Source organism: Hymenobacter yonginensis, from assembly GCF_027625995.1.
Lineage (GTDB): Bacteria > Bacteroidota > Bacteroidia > Cytophagales > Hymenobacteraceae > Hymenobacter > Hymenobacter yonginensis.
In genome coordinates, this window is sequence record NZ_CP115396.1 from 1,575,213 (window position 1) to 1,601,496 (window position 26,284).

Here is a 26,284-nt window from a genome sequence, read left to right on the forward strand (position 1 = left end):
CTTGAAATCATCTTCCCGAGCCGTCCCGGTCGAAGGCGTGGCTTTCGACGCCGTGCGAGGTCTTGTCTTTGAGCTCTGGGGCGGGTTCGAGGTCGTTGTTTCGGCTGGTGTCGTAAAAGCGGGTCATGTGGCGCAGGCCGGCTACACGGGAGGCGTCACGCACCTGGTCTTCATCGGGTCCGCCGTAGATGCTGATGAGCGGACTGCGCCGCACCGAGCCCCGCAGCTCAAATACGTCGTCGCCTTTAAGGCCGTGCAGCAGCACCTGGTGGGTGTCGGTGGGGTTGAACACGCGGCGGTACAGCAGCGAATCGGCCCGTTTGGCCGGCGGATCAATTTCGTACACCGATACTACGGTGGTTGAGTCGGTGAGGCGTTCCACCACAAACCGCTCGTCGGCGTCGGTGCCGGCTACCAGCACCTCCCGGGCGCGCAGTGTGTAGTAGTCGGCAGCGGCCTGTGGCAGCTGGTCGCGGCGGGCGCGCAGGGCGGCTATCATCTGGGGGCCTTCTTGCGCGTACACCTCGCGGGGCAGACCTTGGCGTACCGCCTGCTCAATCACGGCATCCGTAAGGCGGCGCTGCAGGTCGCGGGCCGTGCTCATGTAGGCGGCCCGGTCCAGCTCCGTCAGCACGTGCTCGTCGATGTAGCGGGAGTTGCGGGTGTAGCCCTCAATGCTTTGGTAGCGCGGGCCGAAGGTGCGGAACTTGGCTACGGCCTTGCTGGCCAGCCAGGAAATCAGCCCATCATCAAACCGGAAAAATACCTGGTCGCGGTCCTGTGGCACCGGCTCCCAGCGGGTGCGGCCGTCGGCCTGCGGATAGGCGGCCCAGGTCCACTGGCCTTCGTGCCGGTCCCAGTCGCCGAGCCACAGGTCGAGCAGGCGGGCCCGCAGAAAGGTGGCCTCGTCTATGCGGTGCTTCGGCGACTGATAGCGCTCGGCCAGCATATTGTCGCTTTCCTCCAGCTCATTGGCACCCGGCAGGCGGCCGGCAATATTCTGCCGGCCTTCCAGCTTTTCTTCCAGCAGCACCACCCGGCCCCGGTAGCGCTCCGAAGCCGGACCTAGGCCAGTTTCGTCGTTGCGCACGTAGTAGGCGCGTGGGTTGGTATGATGCAGGCCAGCGGCTTCGGCCAGCGGCGGTACCACAAAGGCACCGTATGGGTGGCCGGCCGCCGTAGCGTCGCGCACCAGATTCAGCACAAACGTGTGGCGCAGCACCTTGGGCAGCGTGCGGTAGGGGTCTTTATCCACGGAGCGCAGGGCGTAGCCGCGGCCATCGGCCCCCACTACCGTCATGCTGATGGTCTGGAAGCCACCGCCCACCTTGCCGGCCCGCAGCCCGCCCGGGATGGTAGTGGCCGGGTCGAGCACAGGCAGCGTAACCGGCCGCACCCAGGCCGGGCGGTGGTGGCGGCCCAGCAAAGCGCGGCCCAGTGCCCCCCGCCGGTAGTGGCGGCCGGCCGTTACCCGGGCGCTATCGGCACCGGGCCGAAGAGCGGAAGCATCCGGCCGGGCATCCGGTTGAAAAAATGTTTGGCGGGCGCAGCCAACCGTAGTCAGCAGCAGAAAAGGCAGAGCGTAGCGAGAAATCATGCGGGGCGGAAAGCGCGGCTGGAGTCCTTCAACGAAGATATGCCGCAGTGGTTAGGGCAAGAGAAGCGGAAATACCTGCCCGGCAGACCGGCGCCCGATGCCAACCCCCACGGCCGGGTTTACGCTATAAGGGCGGCCATTCGTTCGGCCGTCATCTTACCGTTTTGCCGCGTGTCGTTTTTCCTGCTGAATTCCCGCATCCTGATGCCTGCCGGGCTTTGCACGGCGCTGCTGTGCCACGCCTGCTCGGCTCCGGCCGCGCCGCCGGCCCGGCCTCAGGTCAGGATTCTGTCCGACTCTACGGTGCAGGTGGCGGCCGGGCCGCAGTACGCCCGTTCGGGCATGCATAACTTTTTCTGGGGCCGGCACTACCGGGCGCTGTGGGCGCTGCCCGTCACGGTGCCCGTTGTGCAGTTGCGCACGGCCGTGCCGGGGGGGCTCACGCCGGTGCAGGAAGGCGGCTCGTTTCAAACCAAAAACCTGCGCCTCGTCGACCGCAACGGGGTGCAGTACGTGCTGCGCTCCGTTGATAAGGACGCTACCAAGGCTCTACCGGAAGGGCTACAGGACGGCCCGATTGGCCGGCTGATGAAAGACCAGACCAGCGTCATCAATCCCTACGGGGCGTATATCGTGCCACGGCTGGCGCAGGCGGCCGGCGTCTACCACACCAACCCGCGGCTGGTGTACCTCGCCGACGACCCTGGCCTGGGGGAATTCCGGCAGAGCTTCGCCAATGCGCTGTATCTGCTGGAAGAGCGGCCCGAGGGCGACCAGAGCCTGGTAGCCAGCTTCGGCAACTCCACGCGGGTGGAAAGCTCCCGCAAAGTATTCACCAACCTGCTGGCTAGCCCCCAGTTCCGGGTGGATGCCCGCAACTATCTGCGCGCCCGGCTCTTTGATATGTGGCTCGGCGACTGGAGCCGCCGGGAAGACCAGTGGCGCTGGGCCAGCTTTGCCGCCCCCGACGGCGGAATCCGCTACCGGCCCATCCCGCGCGACCGGGACCACGCATTTTTCAAGTTCAACGACGGCTTTTTCACCCACATCATCGGCTGGGTGAAATCCAACTACCAGACGTTTGATGAGCAAATCCGGCTCGCCGACGTGGAAGGCCTCAACCGGGCCGCACGGCCTATGGACAAGTCGCTGCTGGTGTACCTCTCGCGCGAGGATTTCCGGCAGATTGCCGATTCGCTGCAGCAGCAGCTCTCGCCGGCCGTGATTCAGCAGGCGCTCAGCGTCTGGCCCAAGGAGGTGTATGGGCTGGTAGGGCAGGAGTTCGAGCAGAAGCTCAACGGCCGCCGCAACCAGCTGCCGGCCGTGGCCGATAAGTTTTACACGCTGCTGGCGCGCAACGTAGAGCTGCCGGGCACCGACCGGCCCGAGCGGTTTGTGGTGGATATGCCGGCGCAGCAGCAGGTGCGCGTGCGTGTGTACCTGCGCCACACCACCCGCCCCGACAGCCTGGCCGGGCAGCGCACCTTCCGCACCGGAGAAACCAGCATCCTGAAGCTCTTTGGCCTGGGCGGCAACGACGTATTCGAGTTGCGCGCCCTGCCGCCGGCCGGCATGACGCTGCAACTCTACGACGGGGCCGGGCAGGACGTGATGCTGGGGACTGCCCCGCCCACTTCCACGCGCACTACGGTGTTCGACAGCGGCGACGGCAACACTCTGACCTTGCCCCGCACCGTGAAAGTGAAAAAATATATGCCGGCGGCCAACGAGTTTGATGCCGCCGGCTGGCTGCTGCGGCACCGGCTGTATTAGCCGCGGCCCGGGCTCCAAAAGCTGCTGCTGACGGGCGGATAGCAGAAGTGTATTTCCAGTGTACATTTGCGCCCCCATCTGGTTGCTATGTTCTCACTTGCCGTTTCAGATTACCTGTCCGTTTCCTTTCGTCCCGACCTTAATATGCTGGTGGCCCGCTGGCTGCGGGAAGTTTCGGCGCCGGAAACGCGGGAGGGCTACCACCAGATTCTGGCCGCCGCGCGCCAGACCAATTGCCCCTATTGGCTGCTTGATGGCCGTCGCCGCAAGCCGGCCGATGCCGCCACAACCCAGTGGGGATTCCAGGAGTTTTTTCCCACGCTGCGTGGCCAGCTGGGGCAGGATGCCTTCCTGAGCCAGCTGCTCTCGCCCTACTATCAGCAGATCACGCAGGAACTGCCGGTGTTTCAGGAAAACGAAACCAGCCCCACCCAGACCTACCACATGCGGCGCTTCAACGACGAAGCCAGCGCGGTGCAGTGGCTACGGGAATGCCAGCAGGCGGCCGGCCATAGCCCAGCCTAAACCATGGTGCTGCTCAGCAGCCAGCGGGCTGCCGAGTCGTAATCCTGAAAGTGAGAGACGCGCAGTGCCACGCTGCCCCGGACGCGGTGGACCAGGTCGGTGGTAGCCAGCCGGTTGTATACATCGTGCGAGTTGATGATGGCACAGTAGCGGTAGCCGCTTTCCTGCACGGCCCGCGGCGCCCAGTCGGTGGCCAGCCAGTCCTGGTCGTGGGGCATAATGGCCGGCATCATTTGGTTATCGGACAGGACTTTGCTGAGCTGCGACTCCTTCAGCAGCTGTAGCAGCTGCTCATGCACCTCGCGCAGGCTGACGCTGAACATAGGCGTGGGTTGCCATTCCACCTGCACGTACCGGCCCGGATGCTCGATGATGTTTGCCAGGCTGTTATGAAAATACAACGACTTCTGGTAAGGGTATACTAGCTTATTCATAGGTAGAGGTAGGTTAAATAAGTTCAGCCATAGAAAACGACGGGTAAGTGGCAAAATACAGGGAGGCGCGTCCTGACTTAAAACACAGCTTCTGCTGCAGGCAGGCTCATAGGTACAATTTATTTTTGTAAAATTTAAATAATAAATAGTAATAAGGTGGTGATTGGGTAAAAAAAACTCCGCCGGGAGGGCGGAGTAAGAAGGCTGGCGGCTCCTAATAGGTGCTATTTAAACACCTTAACCTTGTCTTTGTGCGAGGTGCGCAAATACTGCCGAATGATTTGCTGGGCGTCTTTATTGTCGTTGTAGCGGGTGATAACCTCCTTGAAATCATCGAGGCGGCGGGCCGTAAATGTTTCGGTATCCACATAGCCAAAGCCGAGGTAGCGGCCATGCTCCACCACCACCACGGTCTTCTCGTCGGCGCGGCGGCCCTGCCCGATGACCACGAACGAGCCGTGCTCATACGTGAAGCTCTCAATGGCTTCTTCCACCCGCTTGTTGTACTCCTCGGCTGGCTCCAGGCCCAGGCAGGCGCCTTTGCAGCGGTGCACCTGGTAGTCGAAGCACGAACCGTTGGTTTTGTACAGGTCGCAGAGCTTCTGACACAGGTTGAACTTGGAAACCTTGTGAAACAGGAAACCCTTAGCCTTGAACTGGTTGCCGAGCGCAATCAGCGGGTGCGAGTTGGAGTGGTCGTCGGCGCGGCCGTAGTAGAGGTGCTTGTAGCCCTGCTCGTCGGTGCGCAGGAAGATGCCGGCCGGAAACACCGAGCGGCGCAGCTTGCGGTTGTAAAGCGGCTTGAGGCGCTTGATTTCGTGCGACTCGTAAAGCAGCGCCACCAGCTCCGAGCCCGTCAGCTCCCACGTAATATCCGAAATCGAGTTCTTGAACTCTATACTCTTGCGCGACTTGTAGTCGATGGCAAAGTGCTGCTGAATCCGCTTGTAGATGTTGATGCTCTTGCCCACGTAAATCACCTCGCCCTTCTCGTCGTGGAAGTAATAGACGCCGGCCTCGTGCGGCAGCGAGGCCACTTTTTCGGGCGTGATGTTGGGGGGCAGCAGCGCCGTCCGGATGGCGTCCTGCACGGCTTTCACCTTGCGGGCCGAGGGCTTTTTGGTGGCCACTGCTACCGGGGCTTCGTCAGAAGCGCTGGCCGGCACGGCGCTGGGGGCGGGGTGGCTGGCGCGGGCCGGGGCAGCCACGGGCCGGCGGCCGGCTGGGGCGTTGGCGTCTACGGCGGCCAGCGTGTCGGCGGGGGAGAGGCCGGGCTGGGTCAGGGCTTCTTCCTGCTGGCTGATCTTAAGCAGCCGGTCGAAGAGGATGGCCGTGGCGGCGGCGTCGCCGGCGGCGCGGTGGCGGCCATTGAGCGGAATCCCGATGTTCTGGCACAGTTTGCCGAGGCTGTAGCTGGGTTGGCCGGGCATTAGGGAACGGCTCAGGCGCACCGTGCACAGCGTTTTGCGCGAGTACGTGTAGCCCAGGTCGCCGAACTCCTTTTTCAGAAACGAGTAGTCGAACCGCACGTTGTGGGCCACAAACACGCAACCTTCCGTCATCTCCACCACCTTGCGCGCCACCTCATGGAACTTGGGCGCATCCTTCACCATCTCGTCGCTGATGCCGGTGAGCTGGGTGATGAAAAACGGAATCGGGCGCCCCGGATTCAGTAGGGTGTCGAACTGATCGACCACCTTTTCGCCATCATGAATAAAAATGGCAATTTCGGTGATGCGGTCCTGCGTGGGCTGGCCCCCGGTGGTCTCAAGGTCGATGATGGCGTACAAAAGCGGCGCGGTATCGGGTAAAAAAGGATGCTAAGCTAATTGGTAACAAAGATACACGCCCGGAAGGTTGCACGCGCCGCCGCCGCGCAAAGGGCAATGGGCTGAAACGCAAAAAAGCCCGCACGAGGCGGGCTTTTTTATCATTAAGGGCCGGGCCGGCTACTAGCGGCTGGCTTTCTGTTGGGTCACCCAGTTCTTATCGGACAGGATGGCGCCGTGCTGCTTCTGGATTACGTCACGGGCACCGGCGGGCAGTTCGTTCGACTTCAGCGCCGTCTCATACGACTCCAGAGCCATGGCGTCGCCGGTTTCGCACTCGCCCAGGATGGCCGAGTCGTCTTGGCCGGTTACGGCCGACTTAAGGTTGATCCAGCCGCGGTGTACGGCGGCGGCAGCTTCGGCCAGTACGCCTTCCACGGTGCCTTCCTGCTCGGGGTTGATGCCAAACTGCTGGGCATGCTGGGTGAGTTCTGCGGCGAATTGGGCGCGGTGCTGGCTCATCTGGCTCAGCTTGGCTTTCAGGTCGGCGTTGGTTACCGCTTCAGCGGCTTCCTGGTAGCCTTTAGCAGCCGTGTTGTTGATTTCTACGAGGTCGTTGTATGCGCGGGCGGTTTCGCCGGTAATAGCAGCCATGTCGGTGTTTATTAGAGTGGGAAAGGAAAATTCCGGAGCCTGCCGGAGCAGATGCGGAACTGAGGGCGTATACTAAGTTGCCGCAACGGTAGTTGTGCGCAGGCCGAACAAAATTCTGGCCTGTTGCCGCTCAATTGTGGGCCCGGGGCAGGCGGCGGCCAGAGTCGGCAGTTCCCGGGCCGGGTTGGGCGGCAAGGCCAGAACCACTACTTTTGGCTGATTGGGCCGGCTGTACTGCCGGCCGCTGTTGCCTTTCCAACACTTATGTCCCCGACGCCTGCCGCGCCTTCTCTGCCGTGCCTGCTGCCGCTGCCCCGCGCCGGCAGCGCCGATACCGGCTTCACGGTGAGCGTGGCGTCTGAGGGGCTGCTGCCCTTTGCCGTGGCGCGCTCCTACTGGATTTACCACACGCCCAGCCAGGTGCAGCGCGGCCACCACGCCCACCACACGCTGCAGCAGCTGCTTATCGCCGTGAGTGGCCGGCTGGATATCACGCTGGAAACGCCTGCCGGCGAGCAGCAGCACTTTGTGCTGGACCGGCCCGATGTGGGCCTGTACCTGCCGGGGCTATACTGGCGCACCGTGGGCTTTCAGGAGCAGGCCGTGCTGCTGTGTCTGGTGTCGGAACCCTATTCAGCGGCCAGCTACATCCGCGACTACGCGGCATTTCGGGCGCTGGCTGCTGCCGGCCACTCAGCGGGCGTGCCGATATGAGCGGCGCGCTGCCCGTGGCTATCCAAGTGGAGCGGTACCAGCCCGGCCACGCCGCCGCCTGGGACGCCCTGGTAGCGGCCTCGGTGAACGGGCCGTTCCTGTTCTGCCGCTCCTATCTGGACTACCACCAAGACCGGTTCGAGGACTGCTCGTGGCTGGTGTGGCAGGGCGAGCGGCTGCGGGCCGTGTTTGTGGCCGGTCGCGCCCGTACTGCGGCTGATTCCGCCACGCTGGTGGCCCATCCCGGCCTGGCCTACGGCGGCCTCGTGACGGCCGGCCTCGCCAAAACGTCCGATACCTTAGCCTGGCTGGACGCTTTGCGCGTGGCCTGGCGGGCCGCCGGGTTCCGGCAGCTGCTCCTCAAGCCGGTGCCCCGGGTGTTCTGCCGCCAGCCATCCGACGCCGTGCTGTTCTGGCTGCACCAGCAGGGCGCCCTCCTGACGGGCCGCGAGCTGAATTCCGTTATCGACCTGACCCAGCCGTTCCGGATTGGCACCTGGCGCCGTGGCAACCTGCGCAAGGCCCGCCATCACGGCGTAGCCGTCGCCTGCACCGCCGCTGATGCCGACTACGCGGCCTTCTGGGAGCTGCTGACGGCCAACCTGCACCACACCCACGGCCGCCTGCCGGTGCACAGCCTGCCGGAAATCTGCCGGCTGCGCGACCAGAACCCCGGGCATCTGGAGCTGTGGGTGGCCCGCCTGGGCGCCGAGGTGGTGGGCGGGGTGCTGGTTTTCCAGGATGTTTGGCAGGGCTTCGTGCACACCCAGTACATCGGGGGCAGTCCGCGCGGCAAGCAGGTGGGCGCCGTGGATGCCGTGCTGGCCGAGCTTCTGCGCAGCAAGCCGGCGGCTTTCCGGCGCCTGTCGTTTGGCATTTCCACGGTGCAGGGCGCCCTTAACCCCGGGCTGTTAAACCAAAAAGAGGGCTTCGGCGCTGCGGCCGAAACCACAGATACCTACACCCTCGATTTGTAGACTTAAGCCTTTAAGCCGGCTGACTGCGCGGCTTCAACCCAAAGCCCTCAGGCTTGGTTGGTGACGCGGTTCCAGAGCTTGCGCAGGCCGCCCGGCTCCTTGCTGCCAGCCTTCGCCGAGTCTTCGCCGTCGGCTGTATCGCCAAGCAGGAAGCCCCAGGGCTCGGTGGTTTTGTTGGCATCCAGCACTACCTTAATCACGGCCATGAGCGGAATGCTCAGAATCATGCCCGGGGTGCCCCAAAGCGCCGCGCCCAGAATCAGGGCCAGAATGGCGGCCAGCGGGTTGATGCTTACCTGCGAGCCGGTAATCATGGGCGTGATGAAGTTGCCTTCCAGAAACTGCACCACCACAAACACCCCGATGACCAGGGCTGCCTGCACCGGCGAGCCGGTTTCCACCAGCGTAATGATGGCCGGCACCGTGGCCCCGATCATGATACCGATGTACGGGATGATGGCCAGCACCGAGGCGAAAATGGCGAAGAAGATGGCGAATTTCACTCCCAGCACTAGCAGTCCGACGCCGTTGAGAACAGCCACGATGATAATCACCTTAATCAGGCCCGAAATGTAAGCCTGCACCACCGTCTGGATGTTGTCCACGGTGTGCAGCACCGACGTGCGCTTGTCGGGGGCCACGAAGCGGAACATGAACTGCCGCAGATGGTCGCGGTAGAGCAGCAAGCAGAAGATGTAGATGAGCACCTGCGCCAGGTTGCCGAGCACGGCCGAAGTGGTGTTGAGCGTGGTGCCCAGGTACGAGCCGCCCGACTTCTTGAGCGCCTTGATGGAGGTTTCCTTCAGGTCGTCGATGCTCATCGGCTCGTAGCCGAACCGGTTGTGCGCCCATTGCTGCGCGTTGTTGAAGAATTCCATCATCTTCATCTGCAGCTTCGGAATCTCGCTCTGAAACTGCGTCAGCTGTGAGCCGAAGCCCAGGATGATGCCGGCGAAGATGAGCAGTACCAGCAGCAGGCACAGGATAATGGCCAGGATGCGCGGGACACCCCGCGCCTCAAGCCACCGGCAGATGGGCAGCAGCAGCAGCGTGAAAACCGCCGAAAACAGCAGCGGCAGCAGAATATCGTCCAGCACTTTCAGCGAATACACCAGCAATACGGCGCCCAGCATGAAGAAAGCAAACTGAACAATGGGCGTCTGCCGCACTTCCGGGCTGGGTTTGTGGCCGGAAGGCGGCAAATGGTGTTGGGTAGCGGGAGGAAACATTTGCTAAAAAAAATGGGAGTGAGAGAGAAGGGCAATGGCCTGTCAGGCCGTGTATTCGCAAAATGTCCGGGAACGAACCGGGCCAGGGCTGGGTTTTGACGCCATGAATTGCTAACTTCGCTAGCGTAAACAGTGCGCGGAAAACGCCGGTTTTCTGTGTTATTTTACCTCAAATTTCGATTTCCTGATTTCATGGCTGAAGAACTAGTACCCGCCGCTACCCCCGACCACGGCTACACCGAGGACAGCATCCGCTCCCTGGACTGGCGGGAGCACATCCGGCTGCGGCCCGGCATGTACATTGGCAAGCTCGGGGATGGGTCGGCATACGACGATGGGATTTACGTGCTGGTCAAGGAGGTAATCGACAACTCCATCGATGAGCACGTGATGGGCCACGGCCGCACCATCGAAATCAAGATTTCCGACCAGCGCGTGCAGGTACGCGACTATGGCCGGGGCATTCCGCTGGGCAAAGTGGTGGAAGTGGTGAGCAAGATTAACACGGGCGGCAAGTACGATTCCAAGGTCTTTCAGAAATCTGTGGGCTTAAACGGGGTCGGCACCAAAGCGGTTAACGCGCTGAGCAATTACTTTCTGGTGCAGAGCGTCCGGGAGGGGCTGATGAAGTCAGCGGAGTTTGCCCAGGGCATCCTCACCAGCGACCCTAAGCCGGTGAAAACCAGCCAGCGCAACGGCACGCTCTTCACGTTCCAGCCCGACGACTCCATCTTCCGCAACTACCGTTTCATTCCGGAATACCTGGAAAACCAGATCTGGAACTACGTGTACTTGAACGCGGGCCTGACCATCAATTTCAACGGCCAGAAGTACTACTCCGAAAACGGCCTGCTGGATCTGCTGGCCCGCAAAATCGACCAGGAAAGCCGCCGCTACGACATCATCCACCTCAAAGGCGAGGATATCGAGCTGGCCCTGACCCACGGCAACGACTACGGCGAGGAATACTACTCGTTTGTGAACGGGCAGTACACCACGCAGGGCGGCACGCACCTGGCGGCCTTCCGCGAAGCCGTGGTGAAAACCCTGCGCGAGTTCTACAAGAAGGAGTACGACGCCACCGACATCCGCGGCTCCATCGTGGCCGCCATTTCGGTGCGCGTGCAGGAGCCGGTGTTCGAGAGCCAGACCAAAACCAAGTTGGGCTCGATGAACATGGGCCCCGACGGCCCCACGGTGCGCGGCTTTATCCTCGACTTCGTCAAGGAGCACCTCGACAACTACCTGCACAAGAACCCCGCCGCCGCCGAGGCCCTCAAAAAGCGCATCGAGCAGAACGAGCGGGAGCGCAAGGACATGGCCGGGGTGAAGAAGCTAGCCAACCAGCGCGCCAAAAAAGCCAACCTGCACAACCGCAAGCTGCGCGACTGCCGCTTTCACTTCGGCGAAGGCAAGCAGGACGCCGAAGCCCTGACCACGCTCTTCATCACCGAGGGCGACTCGGCGTCGGGCTCCATCACCAAGAGCCGCAACGTGGAAACCGAGGCCGTGTTCAGCTTACGCGGCAAGCCTTTGAACTGCTTCGGGCTGAAGAAGAAGATTGTGTACGAAAACGAGGAACTGAACCTGCTGCAGCACGCCCTCAACATCGAGGAAGGCATTGAGGGGCTGCGCTACAACCGCGTGGTGATTGCCACCGACGCCGACGTGGATGGCATGCACATCCGGCTGCTGCTGCTCACGTTCTTCCTGCAGTTCTTCCCTGACCTCGTGCGCAACGGCCACGTGTTCATTCTGGAAACGCCGCTGTTTCGGGTGCGCAACAAGAAAACCACTATCTACTGCTACACCGAGCAGGAAAAGCAGGCCGCCATGCGCCAGCTGGGCCGCAACCCCGAAATCACGCGCTTCAAGGGCCTCGGCGAAATCAGCCCCGACGAGTTCGGCAAGTTCATCGGCGACAACATCAAGTTGGAGCCTGTGATTCTGCAGTCCGACCGCTCGATTCAGCAGGTGCTGACCTACTACATGGGCAAGAATACGCCGGCCCGCCAGGAGTTCATCATCGACAATCTGCGCCTGGAAAAAGACCTGGTGACCAGCGACGTGCTGCCGCTGGCCGAAGTGGCCGAGGAAGACCTGGCGTAACGCAGAACGTCGTGCGGAGCGCAGCCGAAGCATGACGCGCTAACTAAGTAATTCAACCTTCGGGCGCTTGCCTGAGCCCCGGAGAGAGGTACAAGAGCAATAATTCCCCATGTCAGAAGAAACCAATCCCCAGACCCCTGATTCCGAAGAGCAGCCCAACCTGTTTGGCGCCGGCGACTCGCTGGAATTTGGGGCCACGCCGGCCGCGCCGGCCGATGCGGAAACCCCGGCCGACGAGGCCGCGCCGTCCATGGTGAACGAGTCCGGCGAGCTGCTGCTGGCCGAGTCCAGCGCCGACGTGCACGCCGTGACCGAGCCGGAGCCGATTGCGCCGGCCGAGGAAGCCGAGGAGGAGCCCAAGTTCGCGCCCGGCGAAACTATCCACGACGTGGCCACCGTGAACGGCATGTACCAGAACTGGTTTCTGGACTACGCCAGCTACGTGATTCTGGAGCGCGCCGTGCCGGCCATTGAGGATGGCCTCAAGCCCGTGCAGCGCCGCATTCTGCACGCCATGAAGGAAATGGACGACGGCCGCTTCAACAAAGTGGCCAACGTCATCGGGCAAACCATGCAGTACCACCCCCACGGCGACGCCAGCATCGGCGACGCCATGGTGAACCTGGGCCAGAAGGACCTGCTGATTGAAACCCAGGGCAACTGGGGCGACATCCGCACCGGCGACGGCGCGGCGGCCCCGCGTTACATTGAGGCCCGCCTAAGCAAGTTTGCGCTCGACGTGGTGTTCAACCCCGACATCACGGAGTGGCAGATGAGCTACGACGGCCGCAAGCGCGAGCCCACCACGCTGCCCGTGAAGTTTCCTCTGCTGCTGGCGCAGGGCGTGGAAGGCATTGCCGTGGGCTTGAGCACCAAGATCATGCCCCACAACTTCCGCGAGCTGTGCAAGGCCAGCATCGACGTGCTGAAGGGCCGGGAAATCCAGCTGTTTCCGGACTTCCCGACCGGCGGCCTTTGCGACGTGACCAACTACAACGGCGGCTTGCGCGGGGCCAAAATCCGCCTGCGCGCCACCATCGAGAAGGCCGACAAGACCATGCTGGTCATTCGCGACATTCCGTACGGCACCACCACCACGGCGCTGATGGAAAGCATCGTGAAAGCCTCGGAAGCCAATAAAATCAAGATCCGGAAGGTGGTCGATAACACGGCCGCCGAGGTGGAAATCCAGGTGCACCTGCCCACGGGCGTGTCGCCGGACCTCACCATGGACGCGCTGTACGCCTTCACCGACTGCGAAATCAGCATTTCGCCCAACACCTGCGTGATTATCGAGGATAAGCCGCGTTTTGTGGGGGTGGAGGACATGCTCAAGCTCAGCACCCAGAAAACGGTGCGCCTGCTGGAGCGCGAGCTGGAAATCCGGCAGGACGAGCTGCAGGAAAAGTGGCATTCGGCGTCGCTGGAGAAGATTTTCATCGAAAACCGCATCTACCGCAAAATCGAGGAGTGCGAAACCTGGGAAGATATTCTGCAGACCATTGATGCCGGCCTGAAGAAGTTCGTGCGCATTGAAGGGGAGAAGCCCAAGGCCAACGACACCCGTATTGTGCTGCGCCGCGCCATCACCGAGGACGACCTCACGCGCCTCACCGAAATCCGCATCAAGCGCATCAGCAAGTTCGACGGCTTCAAGGCCGAGGAGTACATCCAGCGCCTGGAAACCGAGCTGGCCGAAGTGGCCGACCACCTCGTGAACCTCACGCGCTACGCCATCAACTACTTCGAGGGGCTGCTGAAAAAGTACGGCCAGAATCGGGAGCGGAAAACCCAGCTGCGCACCTTCGACGTGGTGACGGCCCAGAAAGTGGCCGTGGCCAACCAGAAGCTCTACGTGAACTACACCGACGGCTTCATTGGCTACGGCCTCAAGAAAGACGAGAAAGCCGTGACCGTGTGCGACTGCTCGGACCTCGACGACATCATCGCCATCCGCCGCGACGGTACGTTTACGGTCACGAAAATCGCCGAGAAGACTTTCGTGGGCAAGGACATCCTGCACGTGGGCGTCTACAACAAGAACGACGACCGGCTGGTGTACAACATGGTGTACCAGGACGGCGCCTCGGGCATCAGCTTCGCCAAGCGCTTCCTCGTCACGGGCATCACCCGCGACAAGGTGTACGACCTGACCAAGGGCACCAAGGGCACGAAAACGCTCTACCTGACGGCCAACCCCAACTCCGAGTCGGAAATTGTGGGCATACAGCTGTCCGACAAGGCGCCGGCCCGCGTGAAGCAATTCGACTTCGACTTTGCCGAGCTGGCCATCAAAGGCAAGGGCTCGATGGGCAACATCGTCACCAAGCAGCCCATCAAGAAAATAGTCCAGAAAAGCCTCGGCGACTCCACGCTCGGCGGCCGGGAAGTGTTCTTCGATTCGGTGGTGGGCCGCCTCAACACGGCCGGCCACGGCCGCTACCTAGGCACCTTCGACACCGACAACACCATTCTGGTGGTGTTCAAGGATGGCTCCTACGAGCTGACCGCGCCCGACCCGGCCATTCACTTTGACGTGCCCAACATTGTGCTGCTGCGCAAGCTGGAGCCCGATACCGTGCTCAGCACGGTGTACATGGAGGGTGAAACCAAGGTGCACTACGTGAAGCGGTTCAAGATTGAAACCAGCACGGTGGCCAAGCGCTTCACGTTTATTTCCGAAACCAAAGGCTCCAAGATGCTGGCCGTAACGGCCAACCCCGAGCCGCAGGTGGAAGTGAAGCTGCAGCGCGACAAGAAGGCCGACAAGGAAACCGAGAAGATCAGCCTGCACGAGTTCATCGACGTGAAAGGCTGGAAGGCTATGGGCAACAAGCTCAACTACTTCAAAATCCACGGCCTCACACTGCTCACCGACGAAGGCCCCGAGCCCGAACGCCGCGAGGTGAAGCGCAAAGCCGGCCCCGCCACGCTGCCCCGGCCGGCGGCCAGCCCCGCCCCGCCGGAAACGCCGCTGCCTGAGCCCACCGGCGACGTGGATATTTCGGAAGCCGACATTGCGCAGGCCCAGGCCATTCTCAAAACGCCCAAGTCGCAGCTCAAGCTGTTTTAAGCGTTGGAGTAGCAGCAATCCGCGGTTCGCTAACTGATATCGGCCATAACTCCGGGCCTGCTGCCTGTCTTCTTAAAAGCCTCACCAGCCCGGCTGGTGAGGCTTTTCTGCGTTTATGGCCGGCGGTTGGGCCAAGAATGGCCGCCGGGGCGGGCGGGTATTTGGAGCTTTGCCCTGAAAACTCCCAGCTTTACAGTTCGGATTGTAGCTGCTTAGGAATGGGAATGCCGATTGGCCGGATGATTTTGCTGGTGAGTGTGCTGCTGGGGCTGCAGCTGGCGCCCGCGGCAGCGCAGTTCCGCAAGCCCAAACCCAAGCCGATGGTGGCTCCCCAAACCCCGCCGCCCGCCGAGGTGGTGCGGCTGCTGGCAGAAGCCCAGGCGCTGCAGGCGCAATACAAGGAGTCAGAGGCGCTGGGCAAGTACGAGCAGGTGCTGGCCCTGGCGCCTGCCACCTACGAGGCCCTGTGGCAGGCCGCCGTGCTCAGCGTCCGGATTGGGGCGCGCTACACCGACGAAACCCGCAAAACCGCCTACTTCTCCACGGCCCGCCTCTACGCCAACCGCGCCCTGGTGGTGCGGCCCGATGGCGCCGAAAGCAACTACGCCGAGGCCCTGGCCCTGGCCAACCAGGCTACGCTGCTCACGGCCCGCAGCCGGCTGCTGTCGTACAAGGTGATGAAGCCGCACGTGTTTCTGGCCGTGCAGCAGCGGCCCGACTTCGCGCCGGCCTGGCAGCTGCTGGGCCGCTGGCACTACCGCGTCGACCACTACAATGTCCTGGAGCGAATCTTCAGCCGGGTATTTCTGGGCGGTATGCCCACGGGCGCCAGCACCGGCGCGGCGCTGGAAGCCCTGACCAACGCCCACACCCTCGACCCGCAGCAGATTCAGTACGCCTACGACCTGGCCCGCGTGCACCTCAACCGCGGCCACCACCGGCAGGCCGTGGCCGCCCTGCAGGATGCCGTGGCCCTGACGCCCGTAACGGCCGAGGAGCTGGAAGTAAGCCGCCGCTCCCGCAATCTGCTCACCCAGCTCAACCGGCGGCTGGTGAAGCAGGTGCAGCGCCATATCCGGGCGGTAGAGTAGGGGCAGGGACCCTGGCTGGCTGCCGGGGCCGGCTGCGTATCTTTGCTGCTGATGCCTGCTTTTTCTTCTGCCTTTGCCTTTCTTGCGCGGGCCGCCCGGCCGCTGCTGCCGCTGGCAGCGCTGCTGGCCACGGCCTGCGGCACCCCCGAGCCCGACCAGCCCGAAACCATGGTGAACCTGGCCACGGTGCAGAGCGGCCCCCGCATCCAAGCCGAAGAGCTGGAGGGCGCCATTGCCCGCCAGCCCCGCAATGCCTCGCTCTACGCCCGCCGCGCCGCTTTCCGGCTCGATGCCGGCCAGCTGGAGCCCGCCCTGCGCGACGTCAACGAAGCTCTGAACCTTGACGACACCAAAGGCGAGTTCTACTTCATCAGGGCCCGCGCCCTGCGGCTGCAGGGCAAGCTGCAAAGCGCCCTGGCCGCGGCCGACGTGGCCTCGCGCCGCGGCTACGCCTCTGCCGAGCTGAACCTGCTGGTAGGCGAAACCCACCTGGCCGCCCGCGAGTACCAGACCGCCATCGACTACCTGGACCGCGCCCTGCAGCAGGAACCCGACCACACGGCAGCCCTTTTCTACAAGGGCATGGCCTACGTGGGCCTGCAGGACACCACCCAGGCCCTAGACTACCTGCGCGCCAGCCTGGCCCGCGACCCACGCCAGCCCGAAACCCTGCACCAGCTGGCGTTTCTGTCGAATGCCTACCGCCAGCCGGCCAATGCCGCCGTGTATGCGGCCCGCGGCCTGAAAGTGGCCCCCACCTTTGGCCCGCTCTGGTACGACTACGGCCGGCAGTTTGAGCTGCAGAACCAGCCCGACAGCGCCGTGCGCATCTACACCCGCGCCGTGCAGCTCGATACCACCTTCTACCGCGCCGACTACCGGCTGGGCCTAGCTTCTTACAAGGCCCGCCGCTACGCCGAGGTGGTGCCGCACCTGCAGCGGGCGCTGCGCCGCTCGCCGCGCCTGGCCGGGGCTCGGCAGATGCTGGCCGAGAGCTTCGAAAGCCTGGGCCGCTATCCTGAAGCCGCCGCGCAGTACCGCCTGCTGGTGCAGGAAAACCCCGGCAACCGCCACTGGACCTACAAGGCCTGGAAAGTGGGCAACCGGGCCCGCGGCATCATCGTCAACGAAACGCCGGTCAGCCGGCCGGCCGTGGAGGCCGTGGAGCCCATCAGCACCCAGCGGCCGCTGTCGGGGTTTTAGGCGGATAAAGGGCTAAGTAAGGAGGCAAATTAGCGGGTTGATTGAGCCATTCAGGGCGGTCAGCCTACCTGATCGGGCCTCTTTTCTGTTTTTCGATTTCCCCATTTCCGTACCTTGCGGGCTCACGGCTGCTTGTATAGCCACAATCCCCCTTCTTTTTTTATGCTCAACATCACCCTCCCCGACGGCTCGGTGCGCCAGTTTGTAGATGGCGCCACGGGCTACGACGTTGCCGCCGGCATCAGCGAAGGCCTCGCCCGCAATGCCCTCGGCGTGCGCGTCAACGGCGAAGTGCGCGACCTGCACCGCCCCATTGAACAGGATGCGCAGGTTGCCATCCTGACCTGGAATGATCCCGAAGGCAAAGCCTCGTTCTGGCACTCTTCGGCTCACCTCATGGCCGAAGCCCTGGAGGCGCTGTATCCCGGCGTGAAGCTGGGCATCGGCCCCAGCATCGAAAACGGCTTCTACTACGACATCGACCTCGGCGAAGGCCGCACGATTTCCACCGACGACCTGCCGGAAGTCGAGAAGAAAATGCTGGAGCTGGCCAAGAAGAAAAGCCAGTTTGAGCGCAAGGAAGTAAGCAAGGCCGACGCCATTGCCTACTTCACCGAAAAACAGGACCCCTACAAGCTGGATCTGCTGGAGCGCCTGGAAGACGGTTCCATCACCTTCTATACGCAAGGCGACTTCACCGACCTCTGCCGCGGCCCGCACATCCCCGATACGTCGCCCATTAAGGCCGTGAAGCTGCTCAACGTGGCCGGAGCCTACTGGCGCGGCGACGAGAAGAACAAGCAGCTCACCCGTATCTACGGCATCACCTTCCCCAAAGCCAAGGAGCTCACCGAGTACCTGGAGCGCCTGGAGGAAGCCAAGCGCCGCGACCATCGCAAGCTGGGCAAGGAGCTGGAGCTGTTCACGTTTTCGGAGAAAGTAGGAGCGGGGCTGCCCCTGTGGCTGCCCAAAGGCACGGCTCTGCGCGAGAAGCTGGAGCAGTTTCTGCGCCGCGCTCAGCTCAAAGCCGGCTACCAGCCCGTCGTGACGCCCCACATCGGCTCCAAGGAGCTCTACGTGACCAGCGGCCACTACGAGAAGTACGGCGCCGACTCGTTCCAGCCCATCAAGACGCCCAACCCCGGCGAGGAGTTCTTCCTCAAGCCGATGAACTGCCCTCACCACTGCGAAATCTACAAGAGCAAGCCCCGCTCGTACCGCGACCTGCCGGTGCGTCTGGCCGAGTTCGGCACGGTGTATCGCTACGAGCAGAGCGGCGAGCTGCACGGCCTGACCCGTGTGCGCGGCTTCACCCAGGATGACGCCCACATCTTCTGCCGCCCCGACCAGGTGAAGGAGGAGTTCCTGAAGGTGATTGACATCGTACTCTACGTGCTCAAAGCCCTCGATTTCCCCGATTTCACGGCTCAGATTTCACTGCGCGACCCCGAAAACAAGACCAAGTACATCGGCTCCGATGAAAACTGGGCCCGCGCGGAGCAGGCCATCATTGAAGCCGCGGCCGAGAAAGGCCTGAGCACCGTGACGGAGCTGGGCGAGGCGGCCTTCTACGGCCCCAAGCTCGATTTCATGGTGCGCGACGCCATCGGCCGTAAATGGCAGCTGGGCACTATTCAGGTAGATTACAACCTGCCCGAGCGGTTCGAGCTGGAGTACGTAGCCCCCGACAACTCGCGTCAGCGCCCCGTCATGATTCACCGGGCCCCGTTTGGCTCGCTGGAGCGTTTCGTGGCCGTGCTGATTGAGCACTGCGGCGGCAACTTCCCGCTCTGGCTCTCGCCCGAGCAGTTTGCCGTGCTACCTATATCGGAGAAATACCACGACTACGCCCAGCAGGTGTACGACCAGCTTACGCAGGCCGAGCTGCGCGGCACCGTAGACCACCGCGACGAGAAAATCGGCCGCAAGATCCGCGACGCGGAGGTGTCGAAAGTGCCTTACATGCTCATCGTGGGCGAGAAGGAGCAGGCCGAAGGCATCGTCTCCATCCGCCGCCACGGCCAAGGCGACGTGGGCGCCATGCCCATTGCGGCCTTCATTGCCGACTTTCAGCAGCAGGTCCAGGACATGATGGACGGCAAAAAATAGCGCAGTTCCACTTTTCTGCCCCGAGCAAACAGGCCGCTGGTGCAGCACGCATCAGCGGCCTGTTTGCTGCCGGCACCACCCGCAATTCAGCCGTTTCGGCGGCGCGTAGGACCGAGAAAGGCAGCCTTTTCCGGCAATTTTATATAGTCTTTCTTGAGCGTTCAGAAAAAATGCCGGATATTCGCACGCTGATTGAACCCATCAGGCACCCCTGGTGTCTTGTCAATCCTAGCTAAAACCGACGTTCACCTAAAGGAGAAACAGCCATAGCAACCCCCAACCGCCGTTATATTCCTCGCGCCCAGGTCGAGGAGCCGTTCAAAATCAATCAAAAGATTACGGCCCGCGAAGTCCGTCTTGTTGGCGACAACATCGAACAAGGTATCTATCCAATTGAGCAGGCCCGGCGCTTTGCTCAGGAGCAGAACCTCGACCTCGTGGAAATTTCGCCCACGGCTGTACCGCCCGTGTGCCGTGTTATCGACTACTCGAAATTCAAGTACGAGCAGAAGAAAAAGACCCGCGAGCTGAAGGCCAAGCAAACCAAGGTTGTCATCAAGGAAATCCGTTTCGGACCCAACACCGACGACCACGACTTTGCTTTCAAGCTCAAGCACGCGCAGGAATTCCTGCGCGAAGGGGCCAAGATCAAGGCGTATGTGCATTTCGTAGGCCGGAGCATCGTGTTCAAGGAGCGGGGTGAAATCCTGCTGCTCAAGTTCGCTCAGGCCCTCGAAGACCTTGGCAAAGTAGAGCAACTGCCCAAGCTGGAAGGCAAGCGCATGTTCCTGTACCTGGCGCCCAAGGCCATCGTGCCTGCCAAGCCCGCCAGCAAGCCCGCTGCCCCGAAAGAAGGTGGCAAGGAAGCTCCGAAAGAAGCCAAGCCTGCTGCCGCCCCGGCTGAAAAGCCCGCTGAATAGCTTTTGCGGGGCTTCGGCCCCATTGTACGCTGGCGCACCGGCCCTAGGCAGCCGACCGCCGCAGTTTTTCACCCTTTTTTCATCACCACAATGCCGAAAATGAAAACCAAGTCCGGTGCCAAGAAGCGTTTCTCGCTGACGGGTACGGGCAAAATCAAGCGTAAGCACGCTTACAAGAGCCACATCCTGACCAAGAAAACCACCAAGCAGAAGCGTGCCCTCACGCACGTTGGTCTGGTTAGCTCGGCTGATATGAACCGCGTAAAAGACATGCTTACGATTTAATTAGTAATTAAGAATCAGCAGTTAAGCGCGCTTTGATGCCTGATTGTTGATTGTCAATTATTAATTCATTTTTTCCACCAGGCGTCCGGCTGAAATAAAAGATGCGGCATTAACCCGCCGCCGGCCGCCAAAAAACAACTGGTTATGCCAAGAAGTGTCAACCACGCGGCCTCGCGCCACCGTCGGAAAAAGATTATGCGTTTGGCGAAAGGCTATTATGGCCGTCGCAAAAACGTTTGGACCGTTGCTAAAAACGCCGTTGAGAAAGGCCTGCTCTATGCTTACCGTGACCGTAAGGTTAAGAAGCGTGAGTTCCGTGCCCTCTGGATCCAGCGTATCAACGCTGGTGCCCGTGAGCATGGCATGTCCTACTCGCAGCTGATGGGCGGTCTGAAGAAGGCTGGCATCGACCTGAACCGTAAAGTTCTGGCCGACCTCGCCCTGAACCACCCTGCTGCTTTCAAAGGCATCGTGGAGAAAATCAAGTAAGCTCCCCGGAGCCTATTTGCCAAAAGAGCCTGATCGGATAGATCAGGCTCTTTTTTTATGCAGCTAGTTTTTAGTTTCTGCTGCCACGGGCAGGGGAGCCCGTAAGCGTAGGCAAGTAGTAGTGGGGGCCCGTGCAGCAGCGGCAGGGCGCTTTATCTGGTGCGCCCTGCCGCTGCCTGTGCCGCCCGAAGCCATTCCTGCGCTTCGTCTACATTGCCGAACATGTGCATGTGCAGGCGGCCGCCGATGCCTAAAAACATGGAGCGGGCCGAATCAGCCGCTAATGACTCCGTACTGACAACATGGGCAAAGTGCGTGAGGCCGGCTTCCGTGGCGCGCGGCGCCCAGTTGTTTGCAATCCAGTCCACAGCGTGGTCCCAGGGGCCCAGCACCTGCCGGTTATCATTGAGCAGATACGCGCACTGATTTTCGCGGATGGGAAACAAACACGCATCGGCCCCCGCCAGCACCCCGGTGTAGGTCTGGTAGCCAATCCAGTTGTTGTGTACCCACTTATTAGCGGCATCGTAATCGATGGTCAGGTAGACCTTGCCGAAGCCATTAGTTAATTCAGTGAGCATGGGTGTGGTGCAGAAGGTGGACAGCTGTTGTCGATAATGTGGAATTTACCAGTCAAGCTGGGCCCAAAGAGGTATTCGGTGCCCTAAGCTCGCGGCCTGTTGCAAATCTACACCTAGCTGAATGGATTACTACTATTGGAAAAGCACATTTGCAGGCCGAAAAAGCGGTTTTACTAGCTGCGGCGATGCAGGTTTTGGGCACGTTTATGATAAAAATGTGCCGTTCTCACAGCCCGTTTGGCGGACCGTCGGGGGAAATTCTATCACTTGTTTGGGCAATTCAGTCAAATACGGTGCTGCCGCCGAAATTTAAGAACTGGCGAGGTCGTCATCCAGTGTTGTCATGATGGCTGCTCGTAGCGCGGAATTGATGGACCGCCATTTCGGGCAGCCATGCTCGTCAGAGCGCAACTCGGATAGGGAGGAGAGCTGCTGCTCGAGCATTGACAGATTCTGCAGCAACTGGTGCCGCTGCCCTGCTGAAAGCAGGCTGGGATAGAGTAGGTGCAGTAGCGGGATGGTGGAGGCGAGGGCGGCGCGTAGTGCCTTGCGTTCGGCCGACCCGTAACAGACAGTTGCGTGGGGTGCCAGGTCAACTACAATGCGGCGCAGGTCAACGAAAATGGTGTGTGGCATGGGGAGGAGCGGTAGGCTAGGAAGCAACCCATGCGGCGCGAGGGCACAGTACACTTCCTGCTAACGGGGATTGGCAATGGGTGGGCAAGAACCTGCAAAAATATAGGGCCCACCCGACTAGAGGGCGCAAGAAACTGTGCTGTTTGCGGGTGTAAGGGGATTGAGCGGTATTTTGCGGCTTCCTTTCCTGCACTTACCTATGCCCGCTGCAAACAATACACCTGCTTCGCTACCGCTGCCCTCCCAGCATTTCGCCGTGCTCGATGGCCTGCGCGGCATTGCTGCCCTGGCCGTGGTGGTGTACCACTTCATGGAAATCGTGGTGCCCGATTACGAGCACCTCTTCATTGCCCACGCCTACCTGGCCGTCGATTTCTTTTTCTGCCTCTCCGGCTTTGTGATGGCCTGCGCCTACGACACGCGCCTGGAGAAGATAGGCATCGGAGCCTTCCTGTGGCGCCGGCTAATTCGCCTGCATCCGCTGGTGCTGGTGGGCTCGCTGCTCGGCCTGCTCACGTTCCGCCTCGACCCCTTCAGTGACGTGTACGCCGCATATGCCGGCCGGGCCTGGCAGGTATTTCTAGCCTCATGCCTGCTGATTCCTTTCCCGGTGATGCCCGAGCGCACCTTCAACCTGTTCCCGCTCAATGCGCCCACGTGGTCGTTGTTCTGGGAGTACTTGGCCAACATTGTCTATACGCTGGTGCTGGTGCGCGTGCGGCCGCGCCTGCTATACGTGCTCACGCTGCTGGCCGCCGCAGTCCTGATCTACCAGGCCACGCTGGTGCCGAACCTGAGCATTGGCTGGGACCGGAATACGTTTTGGGGCGGCGCCGTGCGCGTGAGCTACTCGTTTCTGATGGGCTTGGTGCTGTACCGGGCCCGCTGGATCCTGTCCAACCGCCTCGGGTTTGTGGGCGTAGGGCTGCTGCTGCTGGCGGGCCTGCTGTTTCCCTACCGCAGCAACCTAACCGGGCTCACGGACTCGCTGACCGTGCTCGTATATTTTCCCTTGTTGGTGGCTCTGGGGGCAGGCACGCATCTGGCCCCGCGCCTGGCCAAGGCCTGCCACTGGCTCGGGGAGCTTTCCTACCCGCTCTATATGGTGCACTACCCGTTTGTGTGGGTCTTTTTAAGCTACGTGGCCACGCAGAAGCCGCCTATGAGTACGCTGGCTTGGCTGGTGCCAACCGCCACGCTGGCCCTGGTGGGACTGGCCTACCTGCTGCTGGTGACCGTGGACGCGCCGCTGCGCCGCTACCTGAGTAAACGCCAGGCCCTGACAAAGGCAGGGTAAGGCTGCTGGGCGCCATCACCGGCGCGCAGGTTCAGCTTACCTTTGGCTAGACCGGAGTAGCGCATACGTATAAAAAGGCCTGCCAGAAACTCTGGCAGGCCTTTTTGTGGGGGAGGCCTGCACCAGCTACTGGCGCGGGCGCTTAAGAAAGTAGCGGTTGGGCTCGTTAGCCAGCGGGGAAACTTCCCAGCCCTGGGTGGCCAGAAAGTTGAGGGCGGCGGCCTCATTAAGGAACTCCTTATCGCGGCCGCCCTCTTGGTAGCGTCTGAGCTTGGGGTTGGGTGTGATGCCATCGACGATGATGAGCTTGGCGCCACCGCCGAGCTGGCTGACGGTGTAAGCGAAACCGTACTGCGTGGTGGCAGCAGCAGCGGCGGGCGTTTCGCTTGGCGTCTGGGCCAGGGCGGCGAGCGGCGCGGTTAGCAGCAGCAGGCAGAGATAATGACGACGCATAACAGAAGACGGGTTAGCGGATAAAGAATCATGTGAGGAACGCACCTACGCGCAAATACTGCTCCAGAGTCCAGGAATGCCGAGCGATTCGGGGCGGGCACGGTGTGCTTCGCGGCTGCCATGCCGGGGAAAGAGAACTACGTGCTGCTCTGAGTGGGGCAGCAGCAATGGAAAAACGATATACAATAAAAGACCGATACAGCCAGTTAGAAAGGCCTCGCCCTCGCCGGCTGGCAGCGGCCGGTGGGTTTACCGTGTCACATCATCCCTTACCTATTCTATCCATGCATATTTTTCTTCGCCACGGGCTGCTCGGAAGCGCCTTGCTACTGAGCGCCACCACCGGCGCGCAGGCCCAACTCACCTTCGGCCCGCGCGTGGGCCTGAACGCCACCACCATCCACTACGACTTCGGCGACTGCCGGGAGCCGGAAACCAGTCTGCACACGGGCCTGCAGGCGGGCCTGAGCCTGAATGCGCAGTTTGGCAAGCTGGCCGTGCAGCCCTCGCTGCTCTACTCCCAGCGTGGGGGCAAGAGCACGGCCACTGCTTCGGACACGTACGCCGATACCACCCGCACGTTCGACTTCCGCAACACAACGCGCCTGCACTATCTGGAGCTGCCAGTGAACCTGGTCTACAGCACGAAGGGAGCACAAGGCGGGTTCCAGGTGTTTGCCGGCCCGTACGTGGCCCTGGGGCTGGGCGGCCGACAGACCACCGATATGGACGTCACCATCCAGGCTGGCGCGCAGCGTACTACCTACGCCGATACCTTTTTTCAGAACGTCGACTTCACCAACAAGCGCGGCGAGGTCAGCCAGGTAGAATACCTGCAGGCGCTGGATGCGGGCCTCAACTTTGGGGTCGGCTACAAGCTGGGCGGGCTGCAGGCGCAGCTGGGCTACGGGCTGGGGCTGCGTAACATGATCCTGGACTACCCGGACGGCCGGTCGCCGATGCCGGAAGGGAAATCCTACAACCGCGGCCTGCACTTCTCGCTGGCTTATTTCCTCGGCTAAGCCAGAGTAGCGCGTAATCAAAAAAGGCCTGTCAGAAACTCTGGCAGGCCTTTTTTGTGGGGGAGCCGGGCACCGACTACCGACGCGGGCGCTTAAGCAAGTAGCGGTGGCCCTCACCCCCAGTGGGCATGATTTCCCAGCCCTGGGCGGCGAGGAAGTTGAGCACGGCGGCCTGATCGACAAAGATCTTGTCGCGGCCGTCCTCTTCGTAGTTTTTGAGCTTGGGGTTGGGCGTCACGCCATCGATGAGGATGAGCTTGCAGTTGCTGAGTGTTCCGGAAGGATTGATGTAGGCGACGCCGTAGTGGAAGGGGGTAGCAGAAGCGGCCAGCACCTCGCTCGGCGTCTGGGCCAGGGCGGCGGAGAGGGGAGCGAGTACGAGCAGCAGGGAGAGGAAACGACGACGCATAGCGGAAGAAGAAAGGGTAGTGGATATGGGGAACGAGGCACCGGCACGCATACTACTATTTAATGAAGTGTTTTAAAAAGTTATTTTTTCCGCCTCCGTAGCCACTGGTCGGCGCAGTAGTAGGTCACGGGCGACGATGACAGCTGCCCAAGCCTGCAAAGCGGTACACAGCAGATTAAGCATGATTTGGTGCCACGGCATACCGAGGTAGTGGGGCAGCCGCATCAGATAGAGTACCGTGCTTGGAATAGTGAATAGCAGCAACACAACTTTGGCCCAGCAGCGACCTACCCGTATGGCCCAGCTCATACCGACCAGTAGTGGATGTGTGAGAAGTAGTGTGACGTGAAATGTGTTCTGGCTGACATGAGGCGTGGGCTTGAAGGGCGTCTGGTAGCATAGGAGGCTAATGGTAGAAACGCCCAGGCCAATCAGATATAGATTCGACGCCTTGATGTCGTTCTTACGAATCGTGACTGCCATATCAGTTCACCCCGTTATGCTCGCCCTCAGTAACCCCAGCAGCAGAACGGCGGGTGAGTGTATCCCGGAACATAAAAAAGGCAACGCTGAGCATGAGGGCAAGGCCAAACCAGTTGCGGCTCGCAACCCAGAAGCTCTGGTGCAGCAGGGCAGAGGCGGATCTACCGAAGTAGTAAAGGATATAGGTCAGAAATAACCCATAGAGCACCTTCGTCCACGTCTTGCCGGCGCGGATACTGAAGCCGACGGTAATAAACAGGACGACTTCTGCCAGGCACATAAGCACAATGCCCGCAATGAATCCGTAGCCCAGGTTTGGGTGCTTGGCTGGGCCGAGTGGCTGGGGCACCAGCATATAAATTGCAGGCACCGCATAGACAGCCACTGCTACAAAATAGAGCGCAGCAGCTATATAATTGTTGTTGCGTAAGGATAGGGGCATTGATGATATC

The 26,284-nt window shown here is 61.5% G+C and carries 23 protein-coding genes and 1 pseudogene; 14 read left to right on the forward strand and 10 right to left on the reverse strand.

What is annotated here, in order from left to right; genetic code table 11:
- Positions 1-7 precede the first annotated feature (7 nt).
- A complete protein-coding gene (locus O9Z63_RS06825; RefSeq protein ID WP_270128563.1) occupies positions 8-1,597 on the reverse strand; it encodes a hypothetical protein in 1,590 nt (529 codons plus the stop codon).
- A 171-nt stretch (positions 1,598-1,768) separates the two neighbouring features.
- On the opposite strand from O9Z63_RS06825, the gene O9Z63_RS06830 reads away from it, so the two are divergent.
- Entirely contained in the window at positions 1,769-3,370 is a 1,602-nt protein-coding gene (locus O9Z63_RS06830; protein WP_270128564.1) for a hypothetical protein, read from the forward strand.
- 87 nt (positions 3,371-3,457) lie between these two features.
- Positions 3,458-3,895, forward strand: a complete 438-nt coding sequence (locus O9Z63_RS06835; RefSeq protein WP_270128565.1) for a hypothetical protein — start codon at positions 3,458-3,460, stop codon at positions 3,893-3,895.
- Here O9Z63_RS06835 and O9Z63_RS06840 read toward each other — a convergent pair.
- The 3 genes from O9Z63_RS06840 to O9Z63_RS06850 all read right to left on the reverse strand — a co-directional run bounded on the left by O9Z63_RS06840 (position 3,892) and on the right by O9Z63_RS06850 (position 6,752).
- A complete protein-coding gene (locus O9Z63_RS06840; protein WP_270128566.1) occupies positions 3,892-4,329 on the reverse strand; it encodes a hypothetical protein in 438 nt (145 codons plus the stop codon). The genes O9Z63_RS06835 and O9Z63_RS06840 overlap by 4 nt on opposite strands.
- Before the next feature lie 224 nt (positions 4,330-4,553).
- Positions 4,554-6,119 carry an exonuclease domain-containing protein gene (locus O9Z63_RS06845; RefSeq protein ID WP_270128567.1) on the reverse strand — a complete coding sequence of 522 codons (1,566 nt, stop codon included), beginning with the start codon at positions 6,117-6,119 and terminating at the stop codon, positions 4,554-4,556.
- Between the two features lie 162 nt (positions 6,120-6,281).
- A complete protein-coding gene (locus O9Z63_RS06850; protein ID WP_270128568.1) occupies positions 6,282-6,752 on the reverse strand; it encodes a ferritin-like domain-containing protein in 471 nt (156 codons plus the stop codon).
- Between the two features lie 264 nt (positions 6,753-7,016).
- Between O9Z63_RS06850 and O9Z63_RS06855 the strand changes: the two genes are divergently transcribed.
- Positions 7,017-7,466, forward strand: a complete 450-nt coding sequence (locus O9Z63_RS06855) for a sugar 3,4-ketoisomerase (RefSeq protein ID WP_270128569.1) — start codon at positions 7,017-7,019, stop codon at positions 7,464-7,466.
- A complete protein-coding gene (locus tag O9Z63_RS06860; protein WP_270128570.1) occupies positions 7,463-8,443 on the forward strand; it encodes a GNAT family N-acetyltransferase in 981 nt (326 codons plus the stop codon). The genes O9Z63_RS06855 and O9Z63_RS06860 overlap by 4 nt, the downstream gene beginning before the upstream one ends.
- Positions 8,444-8,490: 47 nt before the next feature.
- On the opposite strand, the gene O9Z63_RS06865 is transcribed toward O9Z63_RS06860, so the two are convergent.
- On the reverse strand, positions 8,491-9,672 hold the full coding sequence (locus O9Z63_RS06865; RefSeq protein WP_270128571.1) for an AI-2E family transporter: 1,182 nt from the start codon (positions 9,670-9,672) through the stop codon (positions 8,491-8,493).
- Positions 9,673-9,864: 192 nt separating this feature from the next.
- On the opposite strand from O9Z63_RS06865, the gene O9Z63_RS06870 reads away from it, so the two are divergent.
- From O9Z63_RS06870 to rplT, 8 genes and pseudogenes are all read left to right on the forward strand, one after another.
- A complete protein-coding gene (locus O9Z63_RS06870) occupies positions 9,865-11,781 on the forward strand; it encodes a DNA topoisomerase IV subunit B (RefSeq protein WP_270128572.1) in 1,917 nt (638 codons plus the stop codon).
- Positions 11,782-11,890: 109 nt separating this feature from the next.
- Positions 11,891-14,854, forward strand: coding sequence for a DNA gyrase/topoisomerase IV subunit A (locus O9Z63_RS06875; protein ID WP_408613674.1), 2,964 nt, complete (start codon positions 11,891-11,893; stop codon positions 14,852-14,854).
- Between the two features lie 218 nt (positions 14,855-15,072).
- Complete coding sequence (locus O9Z63_RS06880; protein ID WP_270128573.1) at positions 15,073-15,945, forward strand: tetratricopeptide repeat protein; 873 nt, start codon at positions 15,073-15,075, stop codon at positions 15,943-15,945.
- A gap of 51 nt (positions 15,946-15,996) precedes the next feature.
- On the forward strand, positions 15,997-17,148 hold the full coding sequence (locus O9Z63_RS06885; protein WP_270128574.1) for a tetratricopeptide repeat protein: 1,152 nt from the start codon (positions 15,997-15,999) through the stop codon (positions 17,146-17,148).
- 162 nt (positions 17,149-17,310) lie between these two features.
- A complete protein-coding gene (thrS, locus tag O9Z63_RS06890) occupies positions 17,311-19,257 on the forward strand; it encodes a threonine--tRNA ligase (RefSeq protein ID WP_270128575.1) in 1,947 nt (648 codons plus the stop codon).
- Between the two features lie 266 nt (positions 19,258-19,523).
- Positions 19,524-20,081, forward strand: a pseudogene (gene infC, locus O9Z63_RS06895) (translation initiation factor IF-3); the annotation flags it as partial.
- Between the two features lie 186 nt (positions 20,082-20,267).
- A complete protein-coding gene (gene rpmI / locus O9Z63_RS06900; protein ID WP_044017737.1) occupies positions 20,268-20,462 on the forward strand; it encodes a 50S ribosomal protein L35 in 195 nt (64 codons plus the stop codon).
- Positions 20,463-20,606: 144 nt separating this feature from the next.
- Positions 20,607-20,951 (forward strand): 50S ribosomal protein L20, encoded by a 345-nt coding sequence (gene rplT / locus O9Z63_RS06905; RefSeq protein ID WP_044017736.1) that lies wholly within the window; start codon positions 20,607-20,609, stop codon positions 20,949-20,951.
- Between the two features lie 152 nt (positions 20,952-21,103).
- On the opposite strand, the gene O9Z63_RS06910 is transcribed toward rplT, so the two are convergent.
- Entirely contained in the window at positions 21,104-21,532 is a 429-nt protein-coding gene (locus O9Z63_RS06910; protein WP_270128576.1) for an STAS/SEC14 domain-containing protein, read from the reverse strand.
- Between the two features lie 309 nt (positions 21,533-21,841).
- On the reverse strand, positions 21,842-22,168 hold the full coding sequence (locus O9Z63_RS06915) for a hypothetical protein (protein WP_270128577.1): 327 nt from the start codon (positions 22,166-22,168) through the stop codon (positions 21,842-21,844).
- A gap of 199 nt (positions 22,169-22,367) precedes the next feature.
- On the opposite strand from O9Z63_RS06915, the gene O9Z63_RS06920 reads away from it, so the two are divergent.
- On the forward strand, positions 22,368-23,465 hold the full coding sequence (locus tag O9Z63_RS06920; RefSeq protein WP_270128578.1) for an acyltransferase family protein: 1,098 nt from the start codon (positions 22,368-22,370) through the stop codon (positions 23,463-23,465).
- Positions 23,466-23,591: 126 nt separating this feature from the next.
- Here O9Z63_RS06920 and O9Z63_RS06925 read toward each other — a convergent pair whose 3' ends face one another.
- Positions 23,592-23,918, reverse strand: a complete 327-nt coding sequence (locus O9Z63_RS06925) for a hypothetical protein (RefSeq protein WP_270128579.1) — start codon at positions 23,916-23,918, stop codon at positions 23,592-23,594.
- Between the two features lie 284 nt (positions 23,919-24,202).
- On the opposite strand from O9Z63_RS06925, the gene O9Z63_RS06930 reads away from it, so the two are divergent.
- Complete coding sequence (locus O9Z63_RS06930; protein WP_270128580.1) at positions 24,203-24,940, forward strand: porin family protein; 738 nt, start codon at positions 24,203-24,205, stop codon at positions 24,938-24,940.
- A gap of 76 nt (positions 24,941-25,016) precedes the next feature.
- Here the strand turns inward: O9Z63_RS06930 and O9Z63_RS06935 are convergent, their stop codons facing one another.
- Positions 25,017-25,349, reverse strand: a complete 333-nt coding sequence (locus O9Z63_RS06935; RefSeq protein WP_270128581.1) for a hypothetical protein — start codon at positions 25,347-25,349, stop codon at positions 25,017-25,019.
- Between the two features lie 484 nt (positions 25,350-25,833).
- Entirely contained in the window at positions 25,834-26,274 is a 441-nt protein-coding gene (locus O9Z63_RS06940) for a hypothetical protein (protein WP_270128582.1), read from the reverse strand.
- Positions 26,275-26,284 lie beyond the last annotated feature (10 nt).

What these genes read in the sequence shown, in the direction of transcription:
- O9Z63_RS06880 (WP_270128573.1), top strand. Translation starts at nt 15,073, where the DNA reads ATGGGAATGCCGATTGGCCGGATGATTTTGCTGGTGAGTGTGCTGCTG.
- rpmI (WP_044017737.1), top strand. Translation starts at nt 20,268, where the DNA reads ATGCCGAAAATGAAAACCAAGTCCGGTGCCAAGAAGCGTTTCTCGCTG.
- O9Z63_RS06865 (WP_270128571.1), bottom strand. Translation starts at nt 9,672, where the DNA reads ATGTTTCCTCCCGCTACCCAACACCATTTGCCGCCTTCCGGCCACAAA.
- O9Z63_RS06840 (WP_270128566.1), bottom strand. Translation starts at nt 4,329, where the DNA reads ATGAATAAGCTAGTATACCCTTACCAGAAGTCGTTGTATTTTCATAAC.
- O9Z63_RS06925 (WP_270128579.1), bottom strand. Translation starts at nt 23,918, where the DNA reads ATGCGTCGTCATTATCTCTGCCTGCTGCTGCTAACCGCGCCGCTCGCC.
- O9Z63_RS06885 (WP_270128574.1), top strand. Translation starts at nt 15,997, where the DNA reads ATGCCTGCTTTTTCTTCTGCCTTTGCCTTTCTTGCGCGGGCCGCCCGG.
- thrS (WP_270128575.1), top strand. Translation starts at nt 17,311, where the DNA reads ATGCTCAACATCACCCTCCCCGACGGCTCGGTGCGCCAGTTTGTAGAT.
- O9Z63_RS06915 (WP_270128577.1), bottom strand. Translation starts at nt 22,168, where the DNA reads ATGCCACACACCATTTTCGTTGACCTGCGCCGCATTGTAGTTGACCTG.
- O9Z63_RS06860 (WP_270128570.1), top strand. Translation starts at nt 7,463, where the DNA reads ATGAGCGGCGCGCTGCCCGTGGCTATCCAAGTGGAGCGGTACCAGCCC.
- O9Z63_RS06875 (WP_408613674.1), top strand. Translation starts at nt 11,891, where the DNA reads ATGTCAGAAGAAACCAATCCCCAGACCCCTGATTCCGAAGAGCAGCCC.
- O9Z63_RS06910 (WP_270128576.1), bottom strand. Translation starts at nt 21,532, where the DNA reads ATGCTCACTGAATTAACTAATGGCTTCGGCAAGGTCTACCTGACCATC.
- O9Z63_RS06835 (WP_270128565.1), top strand. Translation starts at nt 3,458, where the DNA reads ATGTTCTCACTTGCCGTTTCAGATTACCTGTCCGTTTCCTTTCGTCCC.
- O9Z63_RS06920 (WP_270128578.1), top strand. Translation starts at nt 22,368, where the DNA reads ATGCCCGCTGCAAACAATACACCTGCTTCGCTACCGCTGCCCTCCCAG.
- O9Z63_RS06940 (WP_270128582.1), bottom strand. Translation starts at nt 26,274, where the DNA reads ATGCCCCTATCCTTACGCAACAACAATTATATAGCTGCTGCGCTCTAT.
- rplT (WP_044017736.1), top strand. Translation starts at nt 20,607, where the DNA reads ATGCCAAGAAGTGTCAACCACGCGGCCTCGCGCCACCGTCGGAAAAAG.
- O9Z63_RS06935 (WP_270128581.1), bottom strand. Translation starts at nt 25,349, where the DNA reads ATGCGTCGTCGTTTCCTCTCCCTGCTGCTCGTACTCGCTCCCCTCTCC.
- O9Z63_RS06825 (WP_270128563.1), bottom strand. Translation starts at nt 1,597, where the DNA reads ATGATTTCTCGCTACGCTCTGCCTTTTCTGCTGCTGACTACGGTTGGC.
- O9Z63_RS06930 (WP_270128580.1), top strand. Translation starts at nt 24,203, where the DNA reads ATGCATATTTTTCTTCGCCACGGGCTGCTCGGAAGCGCCTTGCTACTG.
- O9Z63_RS06850 (WP_270128568.1), bottom strand. Translation starts at nt 6,752, where the DNA reads ATGGCTGCTATTACCGGCGAAACCGCCCGCGCATACAACGACCTCGTA.
- O9Z63_RS06855 (WP_270128569.1), top strand. Translation starts at nt 7,017, where the DNA reads ATGTCCCCGACGCCTGCCGCGCCTTCTCTGCCGTGCCTGCTGCCGCTG.
- O9Z63_RS06870 (WP_270128572.1), top strand. Translation starts at nt 9,865, where the DNA reads ATGGCTGAAGAACTAGTACCCGCCGCTACCCCCGACCACGGCTACACC.